The sequence below is a fragment of the Nocardia sp. XZ_19_231 genome (assembly GCF_015355705.1).
Lineage (GTDB): Bacteria > Actinomycetota > Actinomycetes > Mycobacteriales > Mycobacteriaceae > Nocardia > Nocardia salmonicida.
On the sequence record NZ_JACUZI010000008.1, the window covers coordinates 47113 to 68948 of the forward strand.

Annotated in this window: 21 protein-coding genes; 9 read left to right on the plus strand and 12 right to left on the minus strand. The window is 67.9% G+C overall.

The features are described from left to right. Positions 1 to 42 precede the first annotated feature (42 nt). From IBJ82_RS28290 to sucB, 6 genes are read right to left on the minus strand one after another with little or no spacing between them, the layout of a single operon-like run. Complete coding sequence (locus IBJ82_RS28290) at positions 43 to 354, minus strand: pyrimidine/purine nucleoside phosphorylase (RefSeq protein ID WP_194829034.1); 312 nt, start codon at positions 352 to 354, stop codon at positions 43 to 45. A 38-nt stretch (positions 355 to 392) separates the two neighbouring features. Further along, positions 393 to 1415 (minus strand): lipoyl synthase, encoded by a 1023-nt coding sequence (lipA, locus tag IBJ82_RS28295; protein WP_194829035.1) that lies wholly within the window; start codon positions 1413 to 1415, stop codon positions 393 to 395. Further along, positions 1412 to 2161 carry a lipoyl(octanoyl) transferase LipB gene (gene lipB / locus IBJ82_RS28300; protein WP_062991983.1) on the minus strand — a complete coding sequence of 250 codons (750 nt, stop codon included), beginning with the start codon at positions 2159 to 2161 and terminating at the stop codon, positions 1412 to 1414. Before lipB ends, lipA begins: the two co-directional genes overlap by 4 nt. A gap of 44 nt (positions 2162 to 2205) precedes the next feature. Continuing rightward, positions 2206 to 2709: a GNAT family N-acetyltransferase gene (locus IBJ82_RS28305; protein WP_194829036.1), complete on the minus strand. Its 504-nt coding sequence runs from the start codon at positions 2707 to 2709 to the stop codon at positions 2206 to 2208. An 8-nt stretch (positions 2710 to 2717) separates the two neighbouring features. Continuing rightward, a complete protein-coding gene (locus IBJ82_RS28310) occupies positions 2718 to 3611 on the minus strand; it encodes a TIGR01777 family oxidoreductase (protein ID WP_194829037.1) in 894 nt (297 codons plus the stop codon). A gap of 12 nt (positions 3612 to 3623) precedes the next feature. Next, positions 3624 to 5375, minus strand: a complete 1752-nt coding sequence (sucB, locus tag IBJ82_RS28315; RefSeq protein WP_194829038.1) for a 2-oxoglutarate dehydrogenase, E2 component, dihydrolipoamide succinyltransferase — start codon at positions 5373 to 5375, stop codon at positions 3624 to 3626. Between the two features lie 232 nt (positions 5376 to 5607). Here sucB and IBJ82_RS28320 point away from each other — a divergent pair, with 232 nt between their 5' ends. Further along, the gene (locus IBJ82_RS28320; RefSeq protein ID WP_194829039.1) at positions 5608 to 5958 is read left to right on the plus strand and encodes an oxidoreductase; all 351 of its coding nucleotides are present in this window, start codon (positions 5608 to 5610) and stop codon (positions 5956 to 5958) included. Here IBJ82_RS28320 and IBJ82_RS28325 read toward each other — a convergent pair whose 3' ends face one another. After that, entirely contained in the window at positions 5959 to 7467 is a 1509-nt protein-coding gene (locus tag IBJ82_RS28325) for a leucyl aminopeptidase (RefSeq protein ID WP_194829040.1), read from the minus strand. 137 nt (positions 7468 to 7604) lie between these two features. Between IBJ82_RS28325 and IBJ82_RS28330 the strand changes: the two genes are divergently transcribed. From IBJ82_RS28330 to IBJ82_RS28355, 6 genes are all read left to right on the plus strand, one after another. Continuing rightward, positions 7605 to 8390 carry a hypothetical protein gene (locus IBJ82_RS28330; protein WP_194829041.1) on the plus strand — a complete coding sequence of 262 codons (786 nt, stop codon included), beginning with the start codon at positions 7605 to 7607 and terminating at the stop codon, positions 8388 to 8390. Continuing rightward, positions 8387 to 9472: a hypothetical protein gene (locus IBJ82_RS28335; RefSeq protein WP_194829042.1), complete on the plus strand. Its 1086-nt coding sequence runs from the start codon at positions 8387 to 8389 to the stop codon at positions 9470 to 9472. Before IBJ82_RS28330 ends, IBJ82_RS28335 begins: the two co-directional genes overlap by 4 nt. Further along, a complete protein-coding gene (locus IBJ82_RS28340) occupies positions 9469 to 10950 on the plus strand; it encodes a hypothetical protein (RefSeq protein ID WP_194829043.1) in 1482 nt (493 codons plus the stop codon). The genes IBJ82_RS28335 and IBJ82_RS28340 overlap by 4 nt, the downstream gene beginning before the upstream one ends. Further along, positions 10947 to 12254 (plus strand): AAA domain-containing protein, encoded by a 1308-nt coding sequence (locus IBJ82_RS28345; RefSeq protein WP_194829044.1) that lies wholly within the window; start codon positions 10947 to 10949, stop codon positions 12252 to 12254. Before IBJ82_RS28340 ends, IBJ82_RS28345 begins: the two co-directional genes overlap by 4 nt. Positions 12255 to 12479: 225 nt before the next feature. Beyond that, the gene (locus tag IBJ82_RS28350; protein WP_228537820.1) at positions 12480 to 14459 is read left to right on the plus strand and encodes a nitrate- and nitrite sensing domain-containing protein; all 1980 of its coding nucleotides are present in this window, start codon (positions 12480 to 12482) and stop codon (positions 14457 to 14459) included. Then, positions 14456 to 14830, plus strand: a complete 375-nt coding sequence (locus tag IBJ82_RS28355; protein WP_194829045.1) for a DUF742 domain-containing protein — start codon at positions 14456 to 14458, stop codon at positions 14828 to 14830. Before IBJ82_RS28350 ends, IBJ82_RS28355 begins: the two co-directional genes overlap by 4 nt. Here the strand turns inward: IBJ82_RS28355 and IBJ82_RS28360 are convergent. The 4 genes from IBJ82_RS28360 to IBJ82_RS28375 form a co-directional block, all read right to left on the minus strand. Continuing rightward, complete coding sequence (locus IBJ82_RS28360; protein ID WP_194829046.1) at positions 14827 to 16290, minus strand: MFS transporter; 1464 nt, start codon at positions 16288 to 16290, stop codon at positions 14827 to 14829. The two genes, IBJ82_RS28355 and IBJ82_RS28360, sit on opposite strands and share 4 nt — an antisense overlap. Before the next feature lie 130 nt (positions 16291 to 16420). After that, positions 16421 to 16888, minus strand: a complete 468-nt coding sequence (locus IBJ82_RS28365) for a MarR family winged helix-turn-helix transcriptional regulator (RefSeq protein WP_194829047.1) — start codon at positions 16886 to 16888, stop codon at positions 16421 to 16423. Positions 16889 to 17032: 144 nt separating this feature from the next. After that, positions 17033 to 18988: an FAD-dependent oxidoreductase gene (locus IBJ82_RS28370; protein WP_194829048.1), complete on the minus strand. Its 1956-nt coding sequence runs from the start codon at positions 18986 to 18988 to the stop codon at positions 17033 to 17035. Between the two features lie 112 nt (positions 18989 to 19100). Beyond that, entirely contained in the window at positions 19101 to 19574 is a 474-nt protein-coding gene (locus IBJ82_RS28375) for a carboxypeptidase-like regulatory domain-containing protein (protein ID WP_194829049.1), read from the minus strand. A gap of 168 nt (positions 19575 to 19742) precedes the next feature. Between IBJ82_RS28375 and msrA the strand changes: the two genes are divergently transcribed. Beyond that, on the plus strand, positions 19743 to 20258 hold the full coding sequence (gene msrA, locus IBJ82_RS28380) for a peptide-methionine (S)-S-oxide reductase MsrA (RefSeq protein ID WP_056816640.1): 516 nt from the start codon (positions 19743 to 19745) through the stop codon (positions 20256 to 20258). A gap of 108 nt (positions 20259 to 20366) precedes the next feature. Beyond that, positions 20367 to 21428: a hypothetical protein gene (locus IBJ82_RS35515; protein ID WP_370585525.1), complete on the plus strand. Its 1062-nt coding sequence runs from the start codon at positions 20367 to 20369 to the stop codon at positions 21426 to 21428. A 53-nt stretch (positions 21429 to 21481) separates the two neighbouring features. Here the strand turns inward: IBJ82_RS35515 and IBJ82_RS28390 are convergent, their stop codons facing one another. Beyond that, complete coding sequence (locus IBJ82_RS28390; protein ID WP_194829050.1) at positions 21482 to 21730, minus strand: hypothetical protein; 249 nt, start codon at positions 21728 to 21730, stop codon at positions 21482 to 21484. Positions 21731 to 21836: the final 106 nt, after the last annotated feature.

Genomic DNA, 21836 nt, shown 5'->3' on the forward strand with positions numbered 1-21836 from the left:
CGATCCGGGGCGACCGAGATGGTCGCCCCGGCTCCGGGTTCGTCAGCCGTAGTAGCAGACGTAGTGCATGGTGTCGACGACCTCGATGTCGAACGAGCTGTCGCCGGGGATCTTGAACGACTCGCCCGCACGGTAGGTGATGGCCTCGGTCGTACCGGCCAACGTCACGTTGGCCTCACCCGCGACCAGCTCCATGATCTCCGGAGCGTTGGTGGTGAAGGTGAGTGACGACGGCTGGATCACGCCGACCGACACCGAGGTGCCGTCGGGCAACTCGAGGCTGTAGCTGACGCACTTGCCGTCGAAGTAGACGTTGGCCTTCTTGCTGACGGAGACGTTCTCGAACTTCGACATGGGTCCTTCCGAAGGGGTGAGGGGACCCTTAGCCTAAGTCAGCTGCCGAAGCGGGCCAGGACCGAGCTGGCTTCCTGGGAGGCGGTGCCTTCCTTGGCGAGGTGGGCCATGGCTTCGGGGATCTCGCGGCCGTGGTGGGTCATCGCCTGGGCGTAGAGGCGGCCTGCCCGGTAGGAGGAGCGGACCAGGGGGCCTGCCATGACGCCGGCGAAGCCGAGTTCTTCGGCGACCCGGGAATGCTCGACGAATTCCTCCGGCTTCACCCAGCGGTCGACCGGGTGGTGACGGGGGCTGGGGCGCAGGTACTGGGTGATGGTGAGGATGTCGCAGCCCGCTTCGTGGAGGTCGCGCATCGCCTCGGTGACCTCATCGGGGGTTTCGCCCATGCCGAGAATGAGGTTGGACTTGGTGACCAGGCCGGCCTCGCGGGCGGCGGTGATCACGGCGAGGGAGCGCTCGTAGCGGAAGGCGGGGCGGATGCGCTTGAAGATGCGCGGCACCGTTTCCAGGTTGTGCGCGAGGACCTCGGGGCGCGACGAGAAGACCTCGGCGAGCTGGGCCGGGTCGGCGTTGAAGTCGGGGATGAGCAATTCGACGCCGGTGGCGGGGTTGCTCGCCTTGATGGCGCGCACGGTTTCGGCGTAGAGCCAGGCGCCGCCGTCGTCGAGGTCGTCGCGGGCGACACCGGTGATGGTGGAGTAGCGCAGGCCCATCGACTGGACGCTCTCGGCGACGCGGCGGGGCTCGTCGCGGTCGAGGGCGGCGGGCTTGCCGGTGTCGATCTGACAGAAATCGCAGCGGCGGGTGCACTGTTCACCGCCGATGAGGAAGGTGGCTTCGCGGTCTTCCCAGCATTCGAAGATGTTGGGGCAGCCCGCTTCTTCGCAGACCGTGTGCAGGCCCTCGGATTTCACCAGGCTCTTGAGCTCGGTGTATTCGGGGCCCATGGTGGCGCGGGTGCGAATCCACTTGGGTTTGCGCTCGATCGGGGTCTCCGCATTGCGCGCTTCGATGCGCAGCAGCTTGCGTCCGGCGGGGGCAGAGGCGTCTACGGAACTCACCGGACCGACTCTACGCTCGGGGCCTGCGCGTTCGCCGGTGCGGTGGTGCGATCAATGTCATGCGGCGAGACGGGAATTTCGCCGTCGAGCGCGGCAACAATCGCGGCGGCGACGAGAGGCTTGAGCTCGGCGACGGTGACTTCGCGGCCGAGTTCGCGGGTCAGGGTGGTGACGCCGGCGTCCTTGATGCCGCAGGGCACTATCGCCTGGAAGCCGTCGAGGGCGGAATTGCAGTTCAGGGAGATGCCGTGCAGGGCGACACCGCGCTGCACGCGCACCCCGATCGCGGCGATCTTGCGCTCGGCGAGCAGTTCGGTGGCGGGCAGCCACACGCCGGAGCGGCCGTCGATGCGGCCGCAGGTGATCCCCAGCCCGGTGACGACCTGGATCAGTGCCTCTTCCAGGCGCCGGACGTAGTGGACGACATCGACGGGCTCGGCGAGGCGGATGATCGGGTAGCCGACCAGCTGGCCGGGACCGTGCCAGGTGATCTTGCCACCGCGGTCGACCTGCACCACCGGGCTGCCGTCGATCGGCAGATCCTCGGCCTCGGTGCGGCGGCCCGCGGTGTAGACCGACGGGTGCTCGAGCACGAACAGCCGGTCGGCGCCTTCGCCTGCTGCGCGCTGATCGGCGGTCTGCCGTTGCAGCTCCCAGGCGGCGTGATAGTCGATGAGTCCGAGATCCTCGACCACGATCGGGGTCGAATCGAATCGAGCGGACGCGGTGGGGCGCGTGTCGTTCACCGTTCTGACGTTACGCCGGGAGACCGAGGAGGCCAAAGAGGGTGTCAGGGTTCGATCGGGAAGTTGCGCTGCATCAGGGTCAGGTCCATCCAGCGGCCGAATTTGTGGCCTACCTCGGGGAGTTCGCCGACGGTGTGGAAGCCGAAGCGTTCGTGCAGGACGATCGACGCGCTGTTGCCGGCCTCGATAGCGGCGATCATCGCGTGGACGCGACCGGAATCTGTTGCGCGCGCGATCAATTCGGTGAGCAGGGTCGTGGCTACGCCGCGGCGCTGGAAGTGGTTGTCCACGTAGACGGAGTTCTCGACGGTGAAGCGGTAGCCGGATTTGGGGCGCCACTGGCCGTAGGAGGCGTAGCCGGCGACCTCGCCGTCGATCTCGGCGACGAGGATCGGCATGGCGGCGGCGGTGCGGGTGGCGAACCAGGTGAGGCGGTCGTCCAGGTCGACTTCGTCGGTGTCCCAGATCGCGGTCGACTCGGCGATGTTGGTGTTGTGGATAGCCAGCACAGCGGGGAGGTCGGCCTTGTCGGCGTCGCGGATCAGCATCGATGGGCTCACTGTCTGCCGACGGCGGCGGACAGGGCGGCGCCGAGGGTCGGGTGCTGGTAGGTGTACCCGGCCTCCTCCAGCACCGCGGGGATGGCGCGTGGGCCGTGCAGGATCGAGTCGGCCAGCTCACCGACCAGGGCTTGCACGGCGAAACCGGGGACGATGAACGGGGTCGGCCGGTGCAGCGCACGGGCGAGGGCGCGGTTGAATTCCGCGTTGGTGACAGGCGCGGGGCCTGTGACGTTGATCGGGCCGGAGATCTCGGGATGGGTGAGCGCGAAGATGATGGCGCCGACCTCGTCGTCGAGGGAGATCCACGGGAAGTATTGGCGGCCGCTGCCGAGTCGTCCGCCCAGGCCGACGAAGTACAGCGGTTGCAGCTTGCTGAGGATGCCGCCGTTGCGGGCGAGCACCGCGGCGCTGCGGATCAGCACGGTGCGGACACCCGCTTCGGCTGCCGGTTCGGTGGCGGCCTCCCAGTCCCGGCACAGCACGGCCAGGAAATCTGTTCCGGCGGGTGAGGTCTCGTCGACGACGGTGTCACCGGTTTCGCCGCCGTAGTAGTGCGCGCCGCTGGCGTTGATAAGTGTCGGCACGCCGACGGCGGCGACCGCGGTGGCCAGCACGTCGGTGGGGGTGATGCGGCTGTCCCGAAGCAACTGCTTGTACGTGCCGTTCCAGCGGCGATCACCGATGCCCACACCGCACAGGTTCACGACCGCGTCGGCCCCGCGCAACGCCCGCTCGTCGAGCTGGGCGCGCGCGGGATCCCACGCGAATTCGTCCGGTGCGGCCGCAGTGCGGCGCACCAAGCGGGAGACCTGGTGCCCGTCGCGGCGTAGTGCCGCGACGAGCGCCGTCCCGATCAGGCCGGAGGAACCGGCGATGACCACCTTCATCGAATTCCTCGGCTACAGGCCGAGATCGGCCTCGAACGCCGAATCTTCCAGGCGGTGCTTGATGGTGGAGACGAACCGGCCCGCGTCGGCACCGTCGATGAGACGGTGATCGTAGGTGAGCGGCAGGTACACCATCGAGCGCACGCCGATGGACTCGCCACCGGCCTCGTCGGTCACCACCACCGGGCGCTTCACGATCGCGCCGGTGCCGAGCATGGCCGCCTGCGGCGGGACCAGGATCGGGGTGTCGAAGAGCGCGCCCTCGCTACCGATATTGGTGATGGTGAAGGTGCCACCGGACAGCTCGTCGGGCTTGAGCCCACCGGTGCGCGCGCGGTTGGCGATGTCGGCGATCGCGCGGGCCAGACCGGCCAGCGACAGGTCGCTGGCGTTGTGGATGACCGGCGAGAGCAGACCCTGCTCGGTGTCGACCGCGATCCCCAGGTGCACCGACGCGTGGTAGGTGATCTCCTTGGTGTCCTCGTTGTAGGACGCGTTCACGTTCGGGTGCACACCGAGGGCCTCGACGACGGCCTTCGCGAAGAACGGCAGGTACGTCAGGTTGACGCCCTCCCGTGCCTTGAACGACGCCTTCGCGAGCTGACGCAGATGCGCGATCTTGGTGACGTCGGCCTCGTGGACCTGGGTCAGCTGCGCGGTGCTCTGCAGCGATTCGCGCGTCTTGGTCGCGGTGATCTGACGGATCCGGCTCGCCTTCTGCGTGGTGCCGACGAGGGCGGCCAGCTTCGGGGCGGCGGACTGCTTGGCCGGGGCCGCGGGTGCCGCGGCGGCAGCGGCCGGAGCCGGTGCCTCGGCGGGCGCCTTCTTGGCCTCGGCGGCGGCGAGGACGTCCTGCTTGCGGATGCGGCCGCCGACACCGGAACCGGTGATGCTCGACAGGTCGACGTTGTTCTCGTCGGCCAGCTTGCGGACCAGCGGCGTCACGTACGGGGTGCTGCCATTGGCCGAAGCCGGGGCAGGAGCGGACGCGGGCTTGGCAGCCGGAGCGGGCTCGGGAGCCGGTGCCTGCTTCGGCGCGGGCGCAGCGACGGCGGGCTCGGGAGCCGGTGCCGCCTTGGGCTCGGGAGCCGGTTCGGGCTCGGGAGCGGGCTCGGGCTCGGGGGCAGGAGCGGCGGCCGCGGGCTGACCGCTACCGATCACACCCAACTGACCACCCACGTCGACGACGTCGTCTTCCTGCGCCGTGATCTCGAGCAGCGTGCCCGCGACCGGCGAAGGGATCTCGGTGTCGACCTTGTCGGTGGACACCTCGAGTAGCGGCTCATCGACGGCGACGGTGTCACCCACGGCCTTGAGCCAGCGGGTAACGGTGCCCTCGGTGACCGACTCGCCCAGTTCGGGCATCTTCACGGGCGTACCGGATCCGGCGGACGCGGCAGGCGCGGCAGCCGGGGCGGGGGCCTCGGCGGCGGGGGCCTGCGCGGCGGGCTCGGGCTCGGGTTCGGGGGCCGGCTCGGGGGCGGCGGGCGCGGAAGCAGGCGCAGGAGCGGTCGCGGGGGTTTCGTCGGCATCGCTGATCACGCCGAGTTCACCGCCGACCTCGACGATGTCGTCTTCCTGGGCGACGATCTTGGAGAGCACGCCCGCGGTCGGCGAAGGGATCTCGGTGTCGACCTTGTCGGTGGAGACTTCGAGCAGCGGTTCGTCGACCTCGACCGTGTCTCCTTCCTGCTTCAGCCACCTGGTCACCGTGCCCTCGGTGACGCTCTCACCAAGGGCTGGCATCTGGACGGAGAAGGCCATGTCCTCTGACTCCTCTGAGTGTGTACCCGGCGGACATCCGTCGCGGGTCGCGGCTTTCGTCCACCCCGCCGGTCTCGGCGGAGCACCCGGGAAACGTTGGTTCTTGTTCCGGCAACCATCCTTGCACTCGTCCGTCGCGGGTGTAGCGCAGGGCGGCGATCCGGGCGAAGCTGGCACCATGGAATGTACGGCGGTGAGCAGAATTCCGCCGGAATGTAGGAGGTCGAGCGGGATGGGTTTGCTGGATCGTTTCCGTGGCGGGCGCGGTGCGAGCAGGTCAGGCGGTCGCGAGAGCGCGTCGGAGGTGAGCGCCCTGGCGGACTGGGCGCGCACGCGGCGTGGCGTCGAAGCCTTCGTCGAACCGAAAACGACTGTGACCGATGTCACAGCCGTCTTGGTGGCCGCGGATGGTGAATGGACCCGTCGCATCGTCGGCGAAAAGGGTGCGCGCCGGTTGGCCGGTGCGTTGAAGATTCCGGTCTACGACGTCAACCGCACCGGCTACCCGCAACGCATGCGCGACTTCGATGCCCGCCGCCGCATCGAAGAGCGGCGGGCTCGCGAAGCCGAGCTGGAGGAGTGACTACTCCGCGCCGATCTCCTCGATCACGGTGATGAGCGTGCGCACCGGGACACCGGTGCCGCCCTTGCCGATGTAGCCGAACGGGCCGCCGGTGTTGTAGGCCGGACCTGCGACGTCGAGGTGGGCCCACTGCACGCCCTCCGGTACGAAGTCCTTGAGGAACAGCGCGGCCGAGAGCATGCCGCCCCAGCGGTGCGGCGCGACATTGGCCAGATCGGCGACCTTGGAATTGAGGTCGGCGCGCAGCTCGGCGGGAAGGGGCATGGCCCAGCCGTTCTCGCCGACCGAGCGCGAGATCGCGGCGACGCGGTCGCGGAATTCGTCGGTGCCCATCACGCCGGGAGTACGGGTGCCGAGCGCGACCATCTGCGCGCCGGTGAGGGTGGCGACGTCGATCAGGTAGTCGGGCTCGTCCTCCATCGCCCGCACGATGGCGTCGGCCAGGATGAGACGGCCTTCGGCGTCGGTGTTGATGACCTCGACGGTGGTGCCGCCGTACTGGGTGAGCACATCGCCGGGGCGCTGCGCGGTAGCCGATGGCATGTTCTCGGCCATCGGGACGGTCGCGGTGACGGTGACCGGCAGGCCGAGGCGTCCGGCCAGCAGCACGGTCGCGACGACCGCCGCGGCGCCCGCCATGTCGGAGGTCATGTTCTCCATGTTGGCGGCGGGTTTGATCGAGATGCCGCCGGTGTCGAAGGTGATGCCCTTGCCGACGAGCGCGACCTTCTTCGGGCCGCCCGCGTAGGTGATGCGCACCAGTCGCGGCGGCCGCGAGGAACCCTGGCCGACGCCGATGATCCCGCCGTAACCGGCTGCGGCGAGGGCGTTCTCGTCGAGGACCTCGACCTCGAGGCCCGCCGCTTCGGCGAGCACCCGGGCCCGGTCGGCGAACTCGGCGGGGTACAGCGCGCTCGGCGGGGTGTTCACGAAATCGCGCGCGGTGGCGATGGCCTCGGCGACCAGCTGGGCGCGCAGCAGGTCGAGGGTGCCGAATTCCGGTTCGGGAACCAGCAACTCGACGCGGACCACCGGCCGCTCGTCCGGCTTGGGCGCGCTCTTGGACTTGAAGGTGGAGAAGGTGTACGCGCCGAGGTAGAAACCTTCGGCCGCGGCGCCGAGATCGATGCCGGACAGGGTGGTGGCGACGAGTTCGGTGCCACTGAGCGCGCGACCGGCGACACCGGCGCTGCGACGCACCTGTTCGGCGTCGATCTTGTCGGCCGCGCCGAGTCCCACGGCGAGCACACTGGTGACATCGGCCAGGGCCGACGGCGCGGGCACCCGGGTGAGTTCCTCCGGCTTGCCCTTGGCGCCGACCGAGCCGAGAGCGTCCAGCAGTTCCGCGCGGACCTCGGCGGTGAGCACGTCGCCGAACAGGTCGGCGGGGACGATGGCGGGGCCGTTCTCCGACGACGTCAACCCGATCACCAGCACGTCGGTGTCGGGGGCGATGGTTTCGGTGCGCGCCAATTCTGGTCCGAGTGAACGATCTGCGACTGCGGTCATTGCCCCAGGTTATTCGGTCGCTATCGGTGCTCGCATCACGAGTCCGGGTGTGCGGGTGTGCGGTGCGTTTGTTCTGTCGTCACGGAAATACTGGGATTTACTGGACAATACTGGTAGCTGTGGATACGCTCCGACTCGTGACGGACTCGGCCGAAGAGCTGGAGGTGCGCATCTCCGGTTTGCGGGCCGAGGTGCGGCGGGCCGCCGCCGGTGGGGATCGGGCCGGGGCTCGGCAATTGCGCGCGGAATTGCGCCGCGCCGAATCGGCTTGGGACGCCGCGGTTCTCGGGTCGATTCCGGAAGAGGCCTCGGAGGCGCCGGGGGTACCGGTGCGTGAACACGTGCATCGCGCGTTGACCTTGCTGTCGGTGCCGTCGTCGCCGAAATTGGTGCTCGCTACCCATGACGCGTTCTTTTCCGGCGAACTGCTGCCCGCCCGGCTGACCAGCCTGCGGCGCGACGAGGAACGTTCCTTCCGGTCGGCGCCGTACGCGCGCCCGTACTACCTGTGCGCGGCGCTCACCACCGATCTGCTCGCCCCCGCACGTGGGTTGATGGCGGTGAGTTCGTGGCCCCTGGAAAGACGGATGGTCGGTCCGTTGAGTCCGCGGGTGGGGCTGCTGGTGTCGGCTATTCGCTTGGCTGAACACCTTTCGGCGCAGCCTGCGGGGGAATCGTCTGGTTTGCGCGTACTGTGGCGGCTCGCCGTATCGATTCCTGGTATCTCCAGTGCCCCGGATTCGCTCGACCCGGCGAAGGTGATCGAGGCCGCACGGCGTGAGCTCGCGGTGCACGAGGACGAGGACGCGCGGCAACGGTCCGCGGCCGCGCGACGGGCGGCGGATCAGCTGGCGGATCCGGCCGCACAACTATTCGGTGTTCGGCTCGGCGTAGCCGATCGGCGACGAATCGAGGTGGAATGAGCACTCTCGCAGCACAGTTGGACCAGTTGCGCGGTGAAGCCCCCGCGACCAGGCACAATGCCCGCACCATCGCCGCGCTGACGGCCAACCCCGGATGTGCCCGCCGCGCCCTGCTAGACGCGGCCGCGGTGGACAAGACCGTGATCGCCCAATCGCTGGGATTCCCACCACAATTCGGTCAGTCCCAGTTCGCCATCACGCGCGGCAACGCTTTCGAGGCGATGGTCAAGGCGAACGGTTGCGCGGAACTGCTCGCGTTGTTGCGCGACAAACTGGGTTTCACGATTCCCGAAGTCGCCTACCACGACCTGAATTCGGTGGGGGAGAACACCGGCAACGCGGTGCGCTATCAACGCACGAGGCAATTGTTGAAGAGCACGATCGCGACGGGCGAGGGCACCCTGTTCGATCACCCCATGCTGCGACTCGATATCGCCGGCGCCACCGCCTATCTCGAACCCGATGTGGTGGCCGTGCAGTTGGACGGCAAGTTCCATGTGGTGGAGGTCAAGGCCTTCCCTGTCATCGACGGGCAGGCCGATCCGGCGCAGGTGGCGGCGGCCGCGCGGCAGTCCGCGGTGTATGTGATCGCCCTGCGCGAGTTGATGGCCGAGATCGGCGAGTCACCGGAGATCGTGTCGCACAATGTGATTCTGGTGTGCGCGAAGGACTTCTCGAATCGTCCCACCGCCGAACTCGTGGATCTGCGTAAGCAGCTCGCCGTCGTCTCGCGTCAATTGACCAGGCTCACCGCGATTCCCGATCTGCTCGACCTGTTGCCGCCGGAGGCCACGTTCGCGCCGGGGGAGAACCTCGAGAAGACGATCGCCGCCATTCCGGCTCGTTACGCGCCCGAGTGCATGTCGAGTTGTGAGCTCGCGTTCGCCTGCCGCGACGAGGCGCGCACCTGCGGTTCGGTGGACGCGCTCGGTCGTGGGGTGTGCGACGTGGTCGGTGGCATCGACAACATCCACACCGTCCTCGGCCTGGCCGACGGCACCCTGGAACCCGGCCCCGAGCACGCCGACATCACCGCCATGCTGCGGACCGCCCATCGGCTGCGGTGGGAGATCGCCGGATGAGCGTGCTGGCGGCCCTGGCCAAGGCCGAGGCCGTACGGGCGGGCCGCGCGCAGGCGACCGCCGCGGTGCGCCACATCCATCTCGCCGAGCGACCACTGGTCGCGGTGCCGTTGCGGCTGGCGGGGGAGGCGGCGGCGCCGGTGGCGATCATGATCGGCACCTCGCCCGGGGACCAGAACGTATTGACGGTGCCGCAGCCCCGCGACCGGGTGCTGCGATTGCGGTTCATCGAGCAGCTGGCCGATGTTGTGCTGCCCTATCTTTCGACCTTTCTCGTGGAGACCGAGGAGCTCACCAGCAAGGCGGGCGAGACCTACACCCGGTGTCTGGACGCACCGCAGATGTGGACGCCCAATCCCGGCGGCGTGAATTTCCTGAAGCTGCTGGGACGTTCGGTGCGGTTTCACCGGGTCGACGGGGACAACCCGGTGCCTGCATCGATTCCGCTGCTCGGACGGTGGCTCACCTGGTTCGGTGATCGGGCCGAACATCCCGGTTCGGCGGTGTTGCCCGCGATGACGGCGGCGCTGTCGTCGCACTGGGCGTCGGGTCAGTCCACCCTCGAAGACGGCAATCTCGCGGCGCTGCTCGGTTGGATCGATCCGCCCGCCGGGCTCAGCGGTGCGGAAGCCGCTGCCCTGGCGGAAGATCCGCTGCTGTCGCCACCCGCGGGCCCGGCCACCGATCCCGGATTCGACAACGAAGAACTCGCGCCGTTGATCGCCGCCTACAACGCCGCACTCGACGAGTCGGCCAGAGCCGTCGCGGCCGAACGGCTCGAACGCTCCCTGCGCGGACAGCTCGAACCCACCTGGCAGCTGATGTGGCGCTCGATCGAGCTGCTGAGCGCACTGCCGGAAGGCGCCAGCGTCGAGAATCGGTGGACCGATGATCGCGGTGCGTTCTCCCGCTTCGCCGCCGATGTCGCGGAAGGCATTCCGCAGGCCCGCCGCGATTCCGCCGTTCCCGCGGTGCGCAGGCTGCTCGAGCGTGAACGAGCCTCGGAAGCGCTGCAGGCCCAATGTGCTTTCGACGATCCGCTGCGCATGCTCGAACATCGGGTGAGCGGCGCCGCTTTCCGTGGCACCGTCGTGCACAGTGAACCGGAGCGCCTCGACCGTTCGGGGTCGCGTCCGAAACTGCGCCCGCACATTCATATTCGCACCACCGATCCGTTCATCGCGGTGATCGGCGAGGAACTGACGTGCGTGGAACGTCCGAAGCAGACCGGGCTGGTTGTCGACATCGACGGTGACAGCATGGTTCTCGAACTGTCCGGTGGAATGGGGCGCAAACTCGTCGCCGATCCGGGAAGCGTGCCGGAGGAGGGCGACGACCTCGGTTTCGCCCGCTTCAAACCGACGCCGTTCAACGGGATGCTGAATCTGCCCGCGCGCGAAGAGACTCCGTGGACCCACGGTGGTCCGCCACCGGAATGGACCCCGCCTACCGACGATGAAGGGGAGGAAATCCAGTGACCACGCCGGACCAGGCCGTCGCGGGAATTCTCACCGACCTGCGCGACGAGAGCCATCGCGCGATCGTGGTCGACTCCCCGCCGGGAGCGGGCAAATCTACGCTGGTGGTGCGCGCGGCCCGCCAGCTCGCCGAGGACGGCGATCAGCGGATGATCGTCGCCCAGACCAACGAGCAGGTCGACGACCTCATCGACCGCTTGGCCGTCGCCGACCCCGCGCTGCGGATCGGACGGCTCTCCAGCGCCGCCTACGTGGTGAGCGACCGGGTCGACCGGCACGGCAATGTCCGGGTCGCCAAGCAGCCGGGCGATCTCGAGGACCGCACCATCGTCATCGGCACCGCGGCCAAGTGGGCCACCATCACCGAGGGCAGCTGGTCGCACGCGATCATCGACGAGGCGTACCAGATGCGCTCGGACATGCTGTTGCGCATCGCGAATCGCTTCGATCGTGGGCTGTTCGTGGGTGACCCGGGACAGCTCGATCCGTTCGCGACCGTCGAGACCGCGCGCTGGGCCGGGCTCACCTGGGATCCGACGATGAGCGCCGTGAGCGTGATGCTGGCCAACAACGACAACATCCCCACCCACCGGCTGCCGGTGTCGTGGCGACTGCCCGCTACCGCGGCGCCGGTGGTGTCGAAGGCGTTCTACCCCTTCACCGAATTCCAGTCGGGTACCGGATTCGGCGACCGGCGCATGGATTTCACGACCCGCGGCATGGGCGGCCCGATCGACGCGGTGCTGGCGGAGGCGGCCGAATCAGGCTGGGGCTGGTACGAATTGCCCGCCCGGCACACCCTGCGCACCGACCGTGAAGCCGTTGCCGCGATCGCCGCGATCGCGGCCCGGCTGATCGAACGCGGCGCGAACGCCCACTCCGAATCCGGCAGCCACCCCGTGACCACCGAACGGGTCGCGATCGGCACCGCGCACCGCGACCAGGCCGACGCCATTCGCACCGCCCTGCGCGGCACCTGCGCCGAACCCGTCACCGTCGACACCGCCAACCGCCTCCAGGGCCGTGAATACGACGTCACCCTTGTGCTGCACCCACTCTCGGGCCGACGCGACGCCAGTGCCTTCCACCTGGAGGCGGGCCGACTCTGCGTGCTGGCCTCCCGGCACCGCCACGCCTGCATCCTCGTCGGCCGCGCGGGAATCCCCGAACTCCTCGACGCCCACCCCTCCGCCGACCCGGTCCATCTCGGGGTCCCGGTGAAATTCCCCGATGGTTGGGAGGCGAATCAGGCGGTGTTGAGCCACCTGTCGAGCCACCGCGTCCGTGCGGCGGCGGCGCACTAGCGAGTGGCGGGGTGGGCTGTCGTTCTCCAATGAGGGGACGGGTAATTGTGTCGAAAGCTACAGGTTTGCCTGATAAACCGTATGTTTCGACATCCGTCTACATCACGCGCACGGTCGGGTAGTCGGTTAGTCTCACGGCGAGACACGCGTGGCGGGTAGCCCACCGACGGCACCAGCTCGTAGCGGCGCGCCAGGGGCGTTCCGGGGAGTGGAAAGATTTCAGATTTGAATATCAGACGTACCGGAGTTCGTGGCCGGGTCAGTGTGCGTATCCGATTGCTGTCGATGGTGCTCATCTCCAGCGTGATGCTGTTGGTGGTCGGTGGTGGCGGTGCCGTTTATCTGGTGAATTCGGCCAGGGATTCCACCGACTGGGCCGAATTGGCGAGCAGTACCACCGCCCCCGCGATCCTCATGGTGTCGGCATTCCAGGAAGAGCGCAGACTCTCGCTGTTGCGACTGGCCGGTGACATGTCGACGGCTCCCGCGTTGGTCACCGCCAAGCAGCGCTCCGATGAGGCGCTCGCCGCGGTGATGGCGAAAGGCGACGCCGCTCGCGCGCTGAACCCCGACGGTTCCCGCGAGGATATCGAGGGCTACAACAAACTCTTCGCCATGGTGCCGGTCGTGCGCAACGGCGTCGAAGCCACGCGGATTTCCCCCGAGGAAGTGTTCGCGTTGTACACCGGGGTGATCAGTACGATCATCGCCGCCTCGATGCTGGCCGCCCGGGTCGCCCCGGAGGCGAAGGTCGGTATCGAGCTGGGCTACGCCGTCGACCAGCTGCGTGCGGCCGAGGCACTGTCGCAGGCCGACACTCTCGGTTCTGTCGCGTTGACCACGGGGAAGATGAGCAGTGCCGAGGTGGTCGATTTCGGCCGTCGGGTCGGCGAATTCCGTGGTGAGGCGGCCTATTCCGCAGCGGTGCTGAAAGGCCGCCGCCTGGCGCAACTTTCGGAGATCACCGCGAGTCCGCAGTGGCAGCAGGTGATCGCGATGCAGGACGCGCTGCTGTTGCGCGGACCGGTATCCGCGAAGGACCCGGAGACGGAACTTCCCGTCAGTCTGGCGGAATGGCAGGACGCGTCGAAGTTCGTCGGCCAGGCTCTGCAGAAACTGTGGGAAGACCAGAGCGGGGACGCCCACGTGATCGCCCGGCAGCAGGGTGAACGCGACTCCGACAGCGCGCTGCTCGGCGGGGCGCTGATCGCGTTCGCCGCGGTGGCCGCCTTCCTCATCGCGTTGCTGATGGCGAATCGATTCATCGCACGGATGCACCGTCTGCGCCGCGACACCCTCGTGCTCGCCGATGAGCGTCTGCCCGAGGTGATGCGCAAGGTCGCGGCCGGTGAGGCTGTCGACACCACGACCGAGGGCTCGCAGCTGGACTTCGGCACCGACGAGCTCGGCCAGGTCGCCGCGGCGTTCAACCGCGCCCACGTCTCCGCGATGTCGGCCGCTGTCGCCGAGGCACAGACCAAGGCGGGGATCAGCACGGTCTTCCTCGATATCGCGCACCGCAGCCAGGTGGTGGTGCACCGCCAGCTCTCCCTGCTCGACCGTGCCGAGCGCGACGAGAGCAACGCCGATCAGCTCGATCTGCTGTTCCAGCTCGATCATCTCGCCACCCGCGCCCGGCGCAACGCCGAGAACCTCATCATCCTCGGCGGCGAACAGCCGGGTCGTCGGTGGCGCAACCCGGTCCCGCTGATCGATCTGGTGCGTGGTGCGATCGCGGAAAGCTTGGACTACACCAGGATCGCGGCCAAGCAGATGCCGCAGGTTCGGATCTCCGGGCATGCCGTCGCCGACGTGATCCATCTGCTCGCCGAGCTCATGGACAACGCGACCGCCTTCTCTCCACCCGAGACTCAAGTCGCGGTGTCGGGGATCGTGGTCGGTCGCGGTGTCGCGGTGGAGATCATCGACCAGGGCCTCGGCATGCCGGAAGCCGATCTGGCGCAACGCAACGCGATGCTGGCCGATCCGCCCGCCTTCAGTGTCGGCACGCTGGCCGGAACTTCGCGGCTCGGCCTGTTCGTCGTCGCCACGCTGGCGGGCAGACACGGCATCTCGGTGCGGATGTCGGAATCGGTGTACGGCGGTGTGCGAGTGGTGGTACTGATCCCGACGGCGTTGGCCGAGGCGAGCGATCCCGAGTCGGCGATCTCGGGTCAGTTCCCCGCCGTCTCGCCGAGAACATGAGCGACGAGCGCGAACACTGGTACGAGGACGAGGCGAGCCCGCTGGTTCGCCTCTACGCCGTCACCGGCGGGCGCGCGAAGGCGCAACGCCTCGACCTCGAGCTCACCACCCTGCTCGTCGACGCGCGCTCGGGCGCGCGCTCACGCTTGCTCGCGCCCGAATACGACGCGATCGTCGAGTTGTGCCGCACCGCGCTGTCGGTCGCGGAGGTCTCCGCCCACCTGCACCTGCCGCTCACCACGACGAAGATCCTCATCGGCGACCTGATCGACGAGGGCCGACTCCGCGCTCGGGCACCCCGAAACCAGCTGAACACCGCCCCGGACCTGGACGTCCTACGGGCGGTGCTCGCCGGGATCAAACGGTCCTAGGCTTTCGCCACCGACACCGGCCGCGTCGACAGTGTCGCGAGTTCGGTATCGAGATCGGTGGGCTCGGCCGATCGGCGCGGAATGGTCAGGGCGATACCCGCCGCCACGAGCGCTACCGCGGCGCCGATCAGCAGGCCGACATGGAAGCCGGCCTCCGAAGGCACGGCATGCCCGGCGAAGTCGGTCGTCATATTGGCCAGCACCACACCGACGACGGCGGCCGACACCGACGTACCGAGTGAGCGCATCAGCGTATTGATGCTGTTGGCGGAGGCGGTTTCCGACAGCGGCACCGCGCCCATGATCAGGGCGGGCATGGCGCCGTAGGCCAGGCCGACGCCGATATTGGTGATGCAGACCATGGTCATCAGGCCCCAGGTCGAACCCATCAGCACGACCGACGAGCCATAGCCGATGGCGATGATCAGCGCCCCGACCGCGAGGGTGACCTTGGGCCCGCGCGCGGCCGACAGTTTCGCGCCCGCCGGTGACAGCGCCATCATCATCAAGCCGCCCGGCGCCATCCACAGACCCATCCCCAGCATGGTCTGTCCCATGCCGTGGCCGGTGGCCGCGGGCAACTGCATCAACTGCGGGACGATCAGCGCCTGGCCGTACATGGCGAAGCCGACCAGGACGGATGCGGCATTGGTCAGCAGCACCTGCGGTCGCGCCGTGGTGCGCAGATCGACGAGCGGGTCGGAGGTCCGCGATTCCCACCATCCCCACGCGGCCAGGGTCATCGCCGAGGCGGTGAACAGTCCGAGCGTGGTAGCGCTGGTCCAGCCCCACCCGGCGCCCTTCGACACCGGAAGGAGCAGGAATACCAGTCCTGCGCCGAGTCCCGCCGCGCCGACGAAATCGAATCGTCCACCCGCGTCACCGCGCTTCGCCTCGGCCGGAACCAGGGTCGCGATGAGCACCACGATCAGGGCGCTCAGCGCCGCCGCGGCCCAGAACAGGACCCGCCAGCTCGCGTACTGCGCGACCGCGGCCGACACCGGCAGACCCAACGCGCCACCGACGCCGAGCGACGCGCTCATCAGCGCGATCGAGGAACCCAGCCGCTCGGCGGGAAGCACATCGCGCATCAGGCTGATGCCCAACGGAATCAAGCCGACACCCATGCCCTGGATTCCGCGTCCGATCAACATGGGGACCAGCGAGGAGGACATGGCGGCGACCGCGGCGCCCACGATCAGAAATCCACCGGAGACCAGCAGCATGCGGTGTTTTCCGTACAGGTCGCCGAGCTTGCCCGCGACCGGGGTGAACACGGCTCCGACGAGCAGCGTCACGGTGATCACCCAGGACGCGTTCGCCGCGCTGGTGTGGAGCAGTCCCGGAAGTTGCCCGATGATCGGCACCACCGCCGTCTGCGTAATCGCGGCGACGGTGCCGCCGAAGGCGAGCACGCCCACGACCACTCCGGGCCGGGCCGTCTTCTCCGAAATCCCCACGTACCGCTCCTGTCGACCAGCAAGTTATGTACAAAGCACAAGATATGCATACTGCATCAATTGTGTATAGTACACATCTCTGGGCGTGCGGACTCGACCGAGAGGAATTGTGATGTCGGTCGTAGTTCCGCTAGTGATCCGCGGGAAGGGTCGAGAGCGGCCGTGGCCAGTACTCGCCTGACCGGCGTTCGATGTCGGTGTTGAATCGCCGCAGGTAGCCGACGAATGCGGCGATGTCCTCGGCGGGCCAGTCGGCGAGGATCGAATCCAGAGCGTCGACGATCAAGGCGCGTTCGGCATTCAACCGGCGCTCGCCCTTGGAGGTGACCCGAAATTTCCGCGCCATCCCGCCCTCGGGATCCGGAATCCGTTCGAGCACTCCGGTCCGCATCATGGCGGCGGTCTGCCGGTTGAGGGTCGAGGCGTCCAAACCCAGTGCGTCACTGAGCTGCCCGATGGACATCAGTCCACCCATCCGCAGCCGACTCAGCAAGATATAGGCGCTGCGGTCCATGGCGTCGGGCCCGCGGCGCGATCTCAGACTGTGACGGCCGAGAAGCATGGTCTCGAACTCGACCAACTGGGTCGCCTTGTCCATCTCAGCCCTTCCGCGAATGCGCACCTGCCCGGCCACGGGCGGATCCACCACATATGTACCGACCACATTACGTGTCCACTACATATCGGAGCACGGTTGTCGCCGCGCCGCCGACGGCCCGGGGGGTCGTCGGCGGCGCAGGTCTCAACTCAGTCGGGCCGCGAGCCGTTTCGCGTTCATGTAGCCGATGGCCTCGATGCTGACCATCGGGTTCACGCCGGGTGCGGTGGGGAAGCTCGACCCGTCGGCCACCACGATGTTCGGCACATCCCAGGTGGCGCCGTCCGGATCGGTCGCCGAGAGCTCCGGCGTGCCGCCCATCCTGGCCGAGCCCATGATGTGCAGGGCGCCCATCGAACACTGACCGGGTCCGTAGCCCGCTTTCTCGGCGGCGGCGCCGAACTCCGCCAGCGAGCCGCGCGTACCCGGCTCGAACGAAACGCCCGCCTGATGTCCCGAGTAGATCTCTCGCGCGCCCGCGGCTTCGAGTACCGAGGCCGCGCCGACGATGCCGGTGTGCAGATGCTTGGCGTCGTAGTCGGACAGTTTGTACTTCACCACCGGTTCACCGCTGCTGTCGATCGAAACGGTGCCGGGATCCCGGTCGCGGGTGATGACGCCGACCGAGCTCGTTCGCGCGAAATCGAGCAGGCGGGTGCGATATTCGTCCGCACCGCGCCAGCTCATGAACCCGGTCGCCAGGCCGGGGTGGTTGGGGCCGGTCTCGTAGATGACGCCGTACCCGTTGCCGTCGAGATTCGCGTGGTGCCTGCTGATCCGGGCCTGGAGCGCGCCCTCCCACGGCCGGATCTCCTCCTCGAACAATCCGAACACCGCGGCGGCCGGATGCAGGCGCAGATGCTGACCGATGTTCTTGTTGCGCAAGCCGGATCGTCGCAGCAGTGCCGGCGTCTGGATCGCGCCCGCGGCGACCACCACCGCCTTGGCACGCACCGTGATCTCGACCCCGGAGGCGGTGACCGCCGAAACCGATTCGGCCCGACCCGCTTTCACGGTGATCGCGCGGACGTCGGCGTCGACCACCAGGCGCGCGCCGTGCTCGGCCGCATCGGCGAGCCAGGTCTTGGTCGCCGACTGCTTGGCTCCGACGCGGCAGCCGTAACCGCACCGTCCACACTCGATCCCGGCGTCACAGGCATCGGTGACGTTGCGCGGCAGGGTATCCACGTCCCAGCCGAGTGCACGCGCGCCACGCTCGAGAATGCCGTCGCGCGCCGAGAGCGGCGATTTGGCGTCGGTGACGCTGATCCGCTTCTGCACGGCGGCCAGTGCGTCGCCGAACTCGTCGGAGGCGAACTGTGGGACGCCGGACTCGGCCCATTCGGCGCGCACCGAGTCGGGTGTCGGCAGCGAGGTGCTCCAGTTGACCACGGTGCCGCCGCCCAGACACGAACCCGCGACGAGGGTGATCTGGCCTTCCGCCGACGCGGCGGGACCGGGTGAGTACAGGCTGGTCAGCGCGTCGAGTTCGCCGTTGCCGAAATCCTGGTCGTCGTAGTAGTTTCCACGTTCGAGCACGATCACGTTCAGGCCCGCCTCGGCCAGTACGGCCGCCGCGGCGCCACCACCGGCGCCGGAGCCGACCACTACGACATCGCAGTCGAGCGCGGTGGATTCGGTGAACCGCAGTGGAGAGAGCGGCGGCTTCGGGGCGGTCGCGAGGCGGCCAACCGGCGCCGGGTAACCGATCTCCTTCCACAGCGGGTTGGCCCCGGTGGGGCCGGGGCTCACGTTGTAGGCGAGCAGAGATGCTTGTTTGAGGGCCTGAAAAATCGCCCGGGCCGGGGCGAGGCCGGAATCGGCCAGGCGCAGCAGGGCGGCCTCGCGTCGCTCCTGTGAGAGCGTGGAGAACCGGCGCAGGCCGCTGCCCGTGATCAGGCCGAAGGCACGAGAATCCCATAGCCCCAACAGCGTTGCCAGTTGCTTCTGCTCGGCTTCGCGGGGGTTGCGCCCCAGGATGCGGAAGATCGTGTCGACCGCGCCGATCTCGGTCGCGGCGGGCAATCCGGGCCCGCCGGCCGGGAGAAACGTATCGCAGATCATGCCCAGCGCGGCCCGCTGTTCGGCTGTCGGTTCCATGCGGAAACCACCCCTTTTCATTCTGGGGTGAGTTGTATCACGGGACACGCGACCGCGCTGGGGGTCAACGGGTTTCGAGCTGGGCAGCGAGTGCCCGGCCCGCCCGCCTCGATCAGTCGGCGGAGCCCGCGGTGAACTGGATCGTTTTGAGCGAGGGAGTCGACAGGTCGACATCGGCCCTGGTGATCGACTTCGCCGACGAGTCGTTGCGGTACGCGGTGAGCTGGTAGCGCCCCGGTAGCAGTCCGCGGAAACTCACCTGGCCGGTGGAGCCGGTGGACATGTGCCGGTGAATATTGTCGCCGCACGCGTCGATGCCGGTGAGGACGATCCTTCCGCCCGCGATCGGCGTACGGGTCGTCGCGGTGATCAACACCGCGTCGATCTGGCCCGCCGCCGCCGGGGTCGCCGCGCGGACTCCGCGGTTGTTCTGACGGGCCTGTCGTACCTCCTCACAGGGCGCCGCGTTCTGCGCGATCGTGTCGTCGGCACCGGGGTGCGCCCCCGCGCTGCCCACCGCCGTCCCCATCAGAGCTGTTGCCGCCAATCCGATCGCCAAACACTGGGAAATGACAAACCGTGGCATTGCGCCGTATTCCTCCTGCTTCGCCTGACATGAAAGTGCACGTGGACATTGCTGAGGTAACGCTCGGGCGGAACAATACTGACGGGAATTCTGTCGCCGAAACCGGTGTTCCATAGAGGCGGTTGTGGCCGATTTGTGCGACCGTTGAGCCCTCATGAAGGAGGATGTGTGAGCGACACTCGTAAGGCGATTCTGGCCGGTGGATGCTTCTGGGGCATGCAGGATCTGATCCGTCGTCAGCCCGGCGTGCTGGCCACCAGGGTCGGCTACACCGGCGGAACCAACGACAATCCGACCTACCGCAACCATCCGGGCCACGCCGAGGCCGTGGAGATCGAATACGACCCGGCGCAGACCGACTACCGCGCGTTGCTCGAGTTCCTGTTCCAGATCCACGATCCGACCACCAAGGATCGGCAGGGCAACGATCTCGGCGACAGCTACCGTTCCGCGATCTTCTACCTCGACGACGATCAGCGCCGTATCGCGCTCGACACCATCGCCGATGTGGACGCCTCCGGCCTGTGGCCGGGCAAGGTCGTCACCGAGGTGACCCCGGCGAGTGCGTTCTGGGACGCCGAGCCCGAGCATCAGGACTACCTGATTCGCTACCCCGATGGCTACACCTGCCATTTTCCTCGCCCCGGCTGGAAACTCCCGAAGCGCGAGAACACCGACAAGTAGCGTTTTCCATATGTCATGATCGGCTGTGTCGGCGTGACCGTGACGTCGGATCGGAGTACTCATATGAGCGGCATCGGCCGTCTCGAACGATGAGGGGAAGCGATTCGGATGACATATGGACAGCAGCAACCCGGTTACCCCCCGGCGGGACCGACGCTCAGTGTCGGTGACGCCATCGGGTACGGGTGGACGAAATTCAAAGACAACGCGCTCGTCTGGATCGGGATGGTGGTCGTCTCCTTCCTGATCCAGGCGGTGATCAGCTTCCTGTTCGGCCTCGGCAACAACACCGACACCGACTATGACGGCGGTGTCAGTTTCGGGTTCGGGCTCTGGCAGATCATCGGCACCATCGTGAGCACCGTGATCGGCTATCTGATCTCGGCGGCATTCGTGCGCGGCGCGCTGCACGAAACGGATGGGAACAAGCCCGGATTCGGGGCGTTCTTCCAGTTCACCAATGTGGGTGCGGTGATCGTGGCCGGCCTGCTGGTCGGTCTGGCGACCGGCATCGGCCTGCTGCTGTGCATTCTTCCCGGCCTGGTCATCGCGTTCTTCACCTGGTGGACAATGCAATTCGTGATCGACCGTGACCAGGACGGTGTCACCGCGATCAAGTCGAGCTTCTCGGCGATCTCGAGCAACGCGGGCCCGCTGCTGCTGCTGGCACTGGCGCTGTTCGGTATCAATGTCGTCGGCGCCCTGCTCTGTGGCCTCGGCCTGCTCGTCACCATCCCGTTGACGATCATCGCCTCGACCTATGCGTACCGGGTCGTCACCGGTGGGCCGGTCGCCGGCGCGGCGAAGGCTCCTGAGCCGGGCTACCCGCAGCAATACGGCGGGCCCGCAGGTGGATTCGGTGGGCAGCCGGGGTACGGCGGTCCGGAAGGCGGACAGGGTTACGGCGGCCCCGGTTACGGCGGTCCCGAAGGTGGACAGGGTTACGGCGGTCCGGGTTACGGGGGTCCCGCCGGTGGGCCCGGTTACGGCGGTCCGGGCGCTGGTGGACCCGGCTACGGCGGTCCGGGCGCTGGTGGTCCGGGCGCGGGTGGCCCCGGTTACGGTGGTCCGGGCGCTGGTGGTCCGGGTTCCGGTGGGCCCGGTTACCCCGATGGTCCCGATCTGGGCAAGCCCGGTGACCAGGGCTGGGGACCTGAAGGCAACCGCTGACAGTTGATCCCGAGGGGCGTGCGATGTCGTTCATCGCACGCCCCTCGTGCTGTTCACTCGCAGCCGAGGCCGTCCCCGTCACGATCGAGGCCGTAGTCGTCGGGTCCGATCACCGTGACGCGGCCGGTGTAGACGGGCCCGTTGCCGCTGCCGCCTTCGCAGTCGACATCACTGACGATGGGCAGGCACGGGGTGTACGAGCCGTGGCAGTTCGAGGGCTGCGCGGCGGCCACGGTCGGCGTGGCGATCGCGAACGCGAAGGCCGCGATGGCGGCGGAACCGAGGGTTGCGACGTATTTCATTGTGCTCCATTCAATTGTTCAGCGGCGCACAGTGTTTCACGGGTGGGTGATTTGTCGGAAGTTTGCTTGTCGGTACGTGTCAGTAGTATCGGGGGATCTCGAACAA

Coding starts and splice junctions, on each gene's coding strand:
- IBJ82_RS28340 (WP_194829043.1), top strand. CDS start 9,469: ATGAGCGTGCTGGCGGCCCTGGCCAAGGCCGAGGCCGTACGGGCGGGC.
- IBJ82_RS28335 (WP_194829042.1), top strand. CDS start 8,387: ATGAGCACTCTCGCAGCACAGTTGGACCAGTTGCGCGGTGAAGCCCCC.
- IBJ82_RS28320 (WP_194829039.1), top strand. CDS start 5,608: ATGGGTTTGCTGGATCGTTTCCGTGGCGGGCGCGGTGCGAGCAGGTCA.
- IBJ82_RS28290 (WP_194829034.1), bottom strand. CDS start 354: ATGTCGAAGTTCGAGAACGTCTCCGTCAGCAAGAAGGCCAACGTCTAC.
- IBJ82_RS28355 (WP_194829045.1), top strand. CDS start 14,456: ATGAGCGACGAGCGCGAACACTGGTACGAGGACGAGGCGAGCCCGCTG.
- IBJ82_RS28365 (WP_194829047.1), bottom strand. CDS start 16,888: ATGGACAAGGCGACCCAGTTGGTCGAGTTCGAGACCATGCTTCTCGGC.
- IBJ82_RS28390 (WP_194829050.1), bottom strand. CDS start 21,730: ATGAAATACGTCGCAACCCTCGGTTCCGCCGCCATCGCGGCCTTCGCG.
- IBJ82_RS28375 (WP_194829049.1), bottom strand. CDS start 19,574: ATGCCACGGTTTGTCATTTCCCAGTGTTTGGCGATCGGATTGGCGGCA.
- IBJ82_RS28325 (WP_194829040.1), bottom strand. CDS start 7,467: ATGACCGCAGTCGCAGATCGTTCACTCGGACCAGAATTGGCGCGCACC.
- IBJ82_RS28370 (WP_194829048.1), bottom strand. CDS start 18,988: ATGGAACCGACAGCCGAACAGCGGGCCGCGCTGGGCATGATCTGCGAT.
- IBJ82_RS28310 (WP_194829037.1), bottom strand. CDS start 3,611: ATGAAGGTGGTCATCGCCGGTTCCTCCGGCCTGATCGGGACGGCGCTC.
- IBJ82_RS28305 (WP_194829036.1), bottom strand. CDS start 2,709: ATGCTGATCCGCGACGCCGACAAGGCCGACCTCCCCGCTGTGCTGGCT.
- IBJ82_RS35515 (WP_370585525.1), top strand. CDS start 20,367: ATGACATATGGACAGCAGCAACCCGGTTACCCCCCGGCGGGACCGACG.
- sucB (WP_194829038.1), bottom strand. CDS start 5,375: ATGGCCTTCTCCGTCCAGATGCCAGCCCTTGGTGAGAGCGTCACCGAG.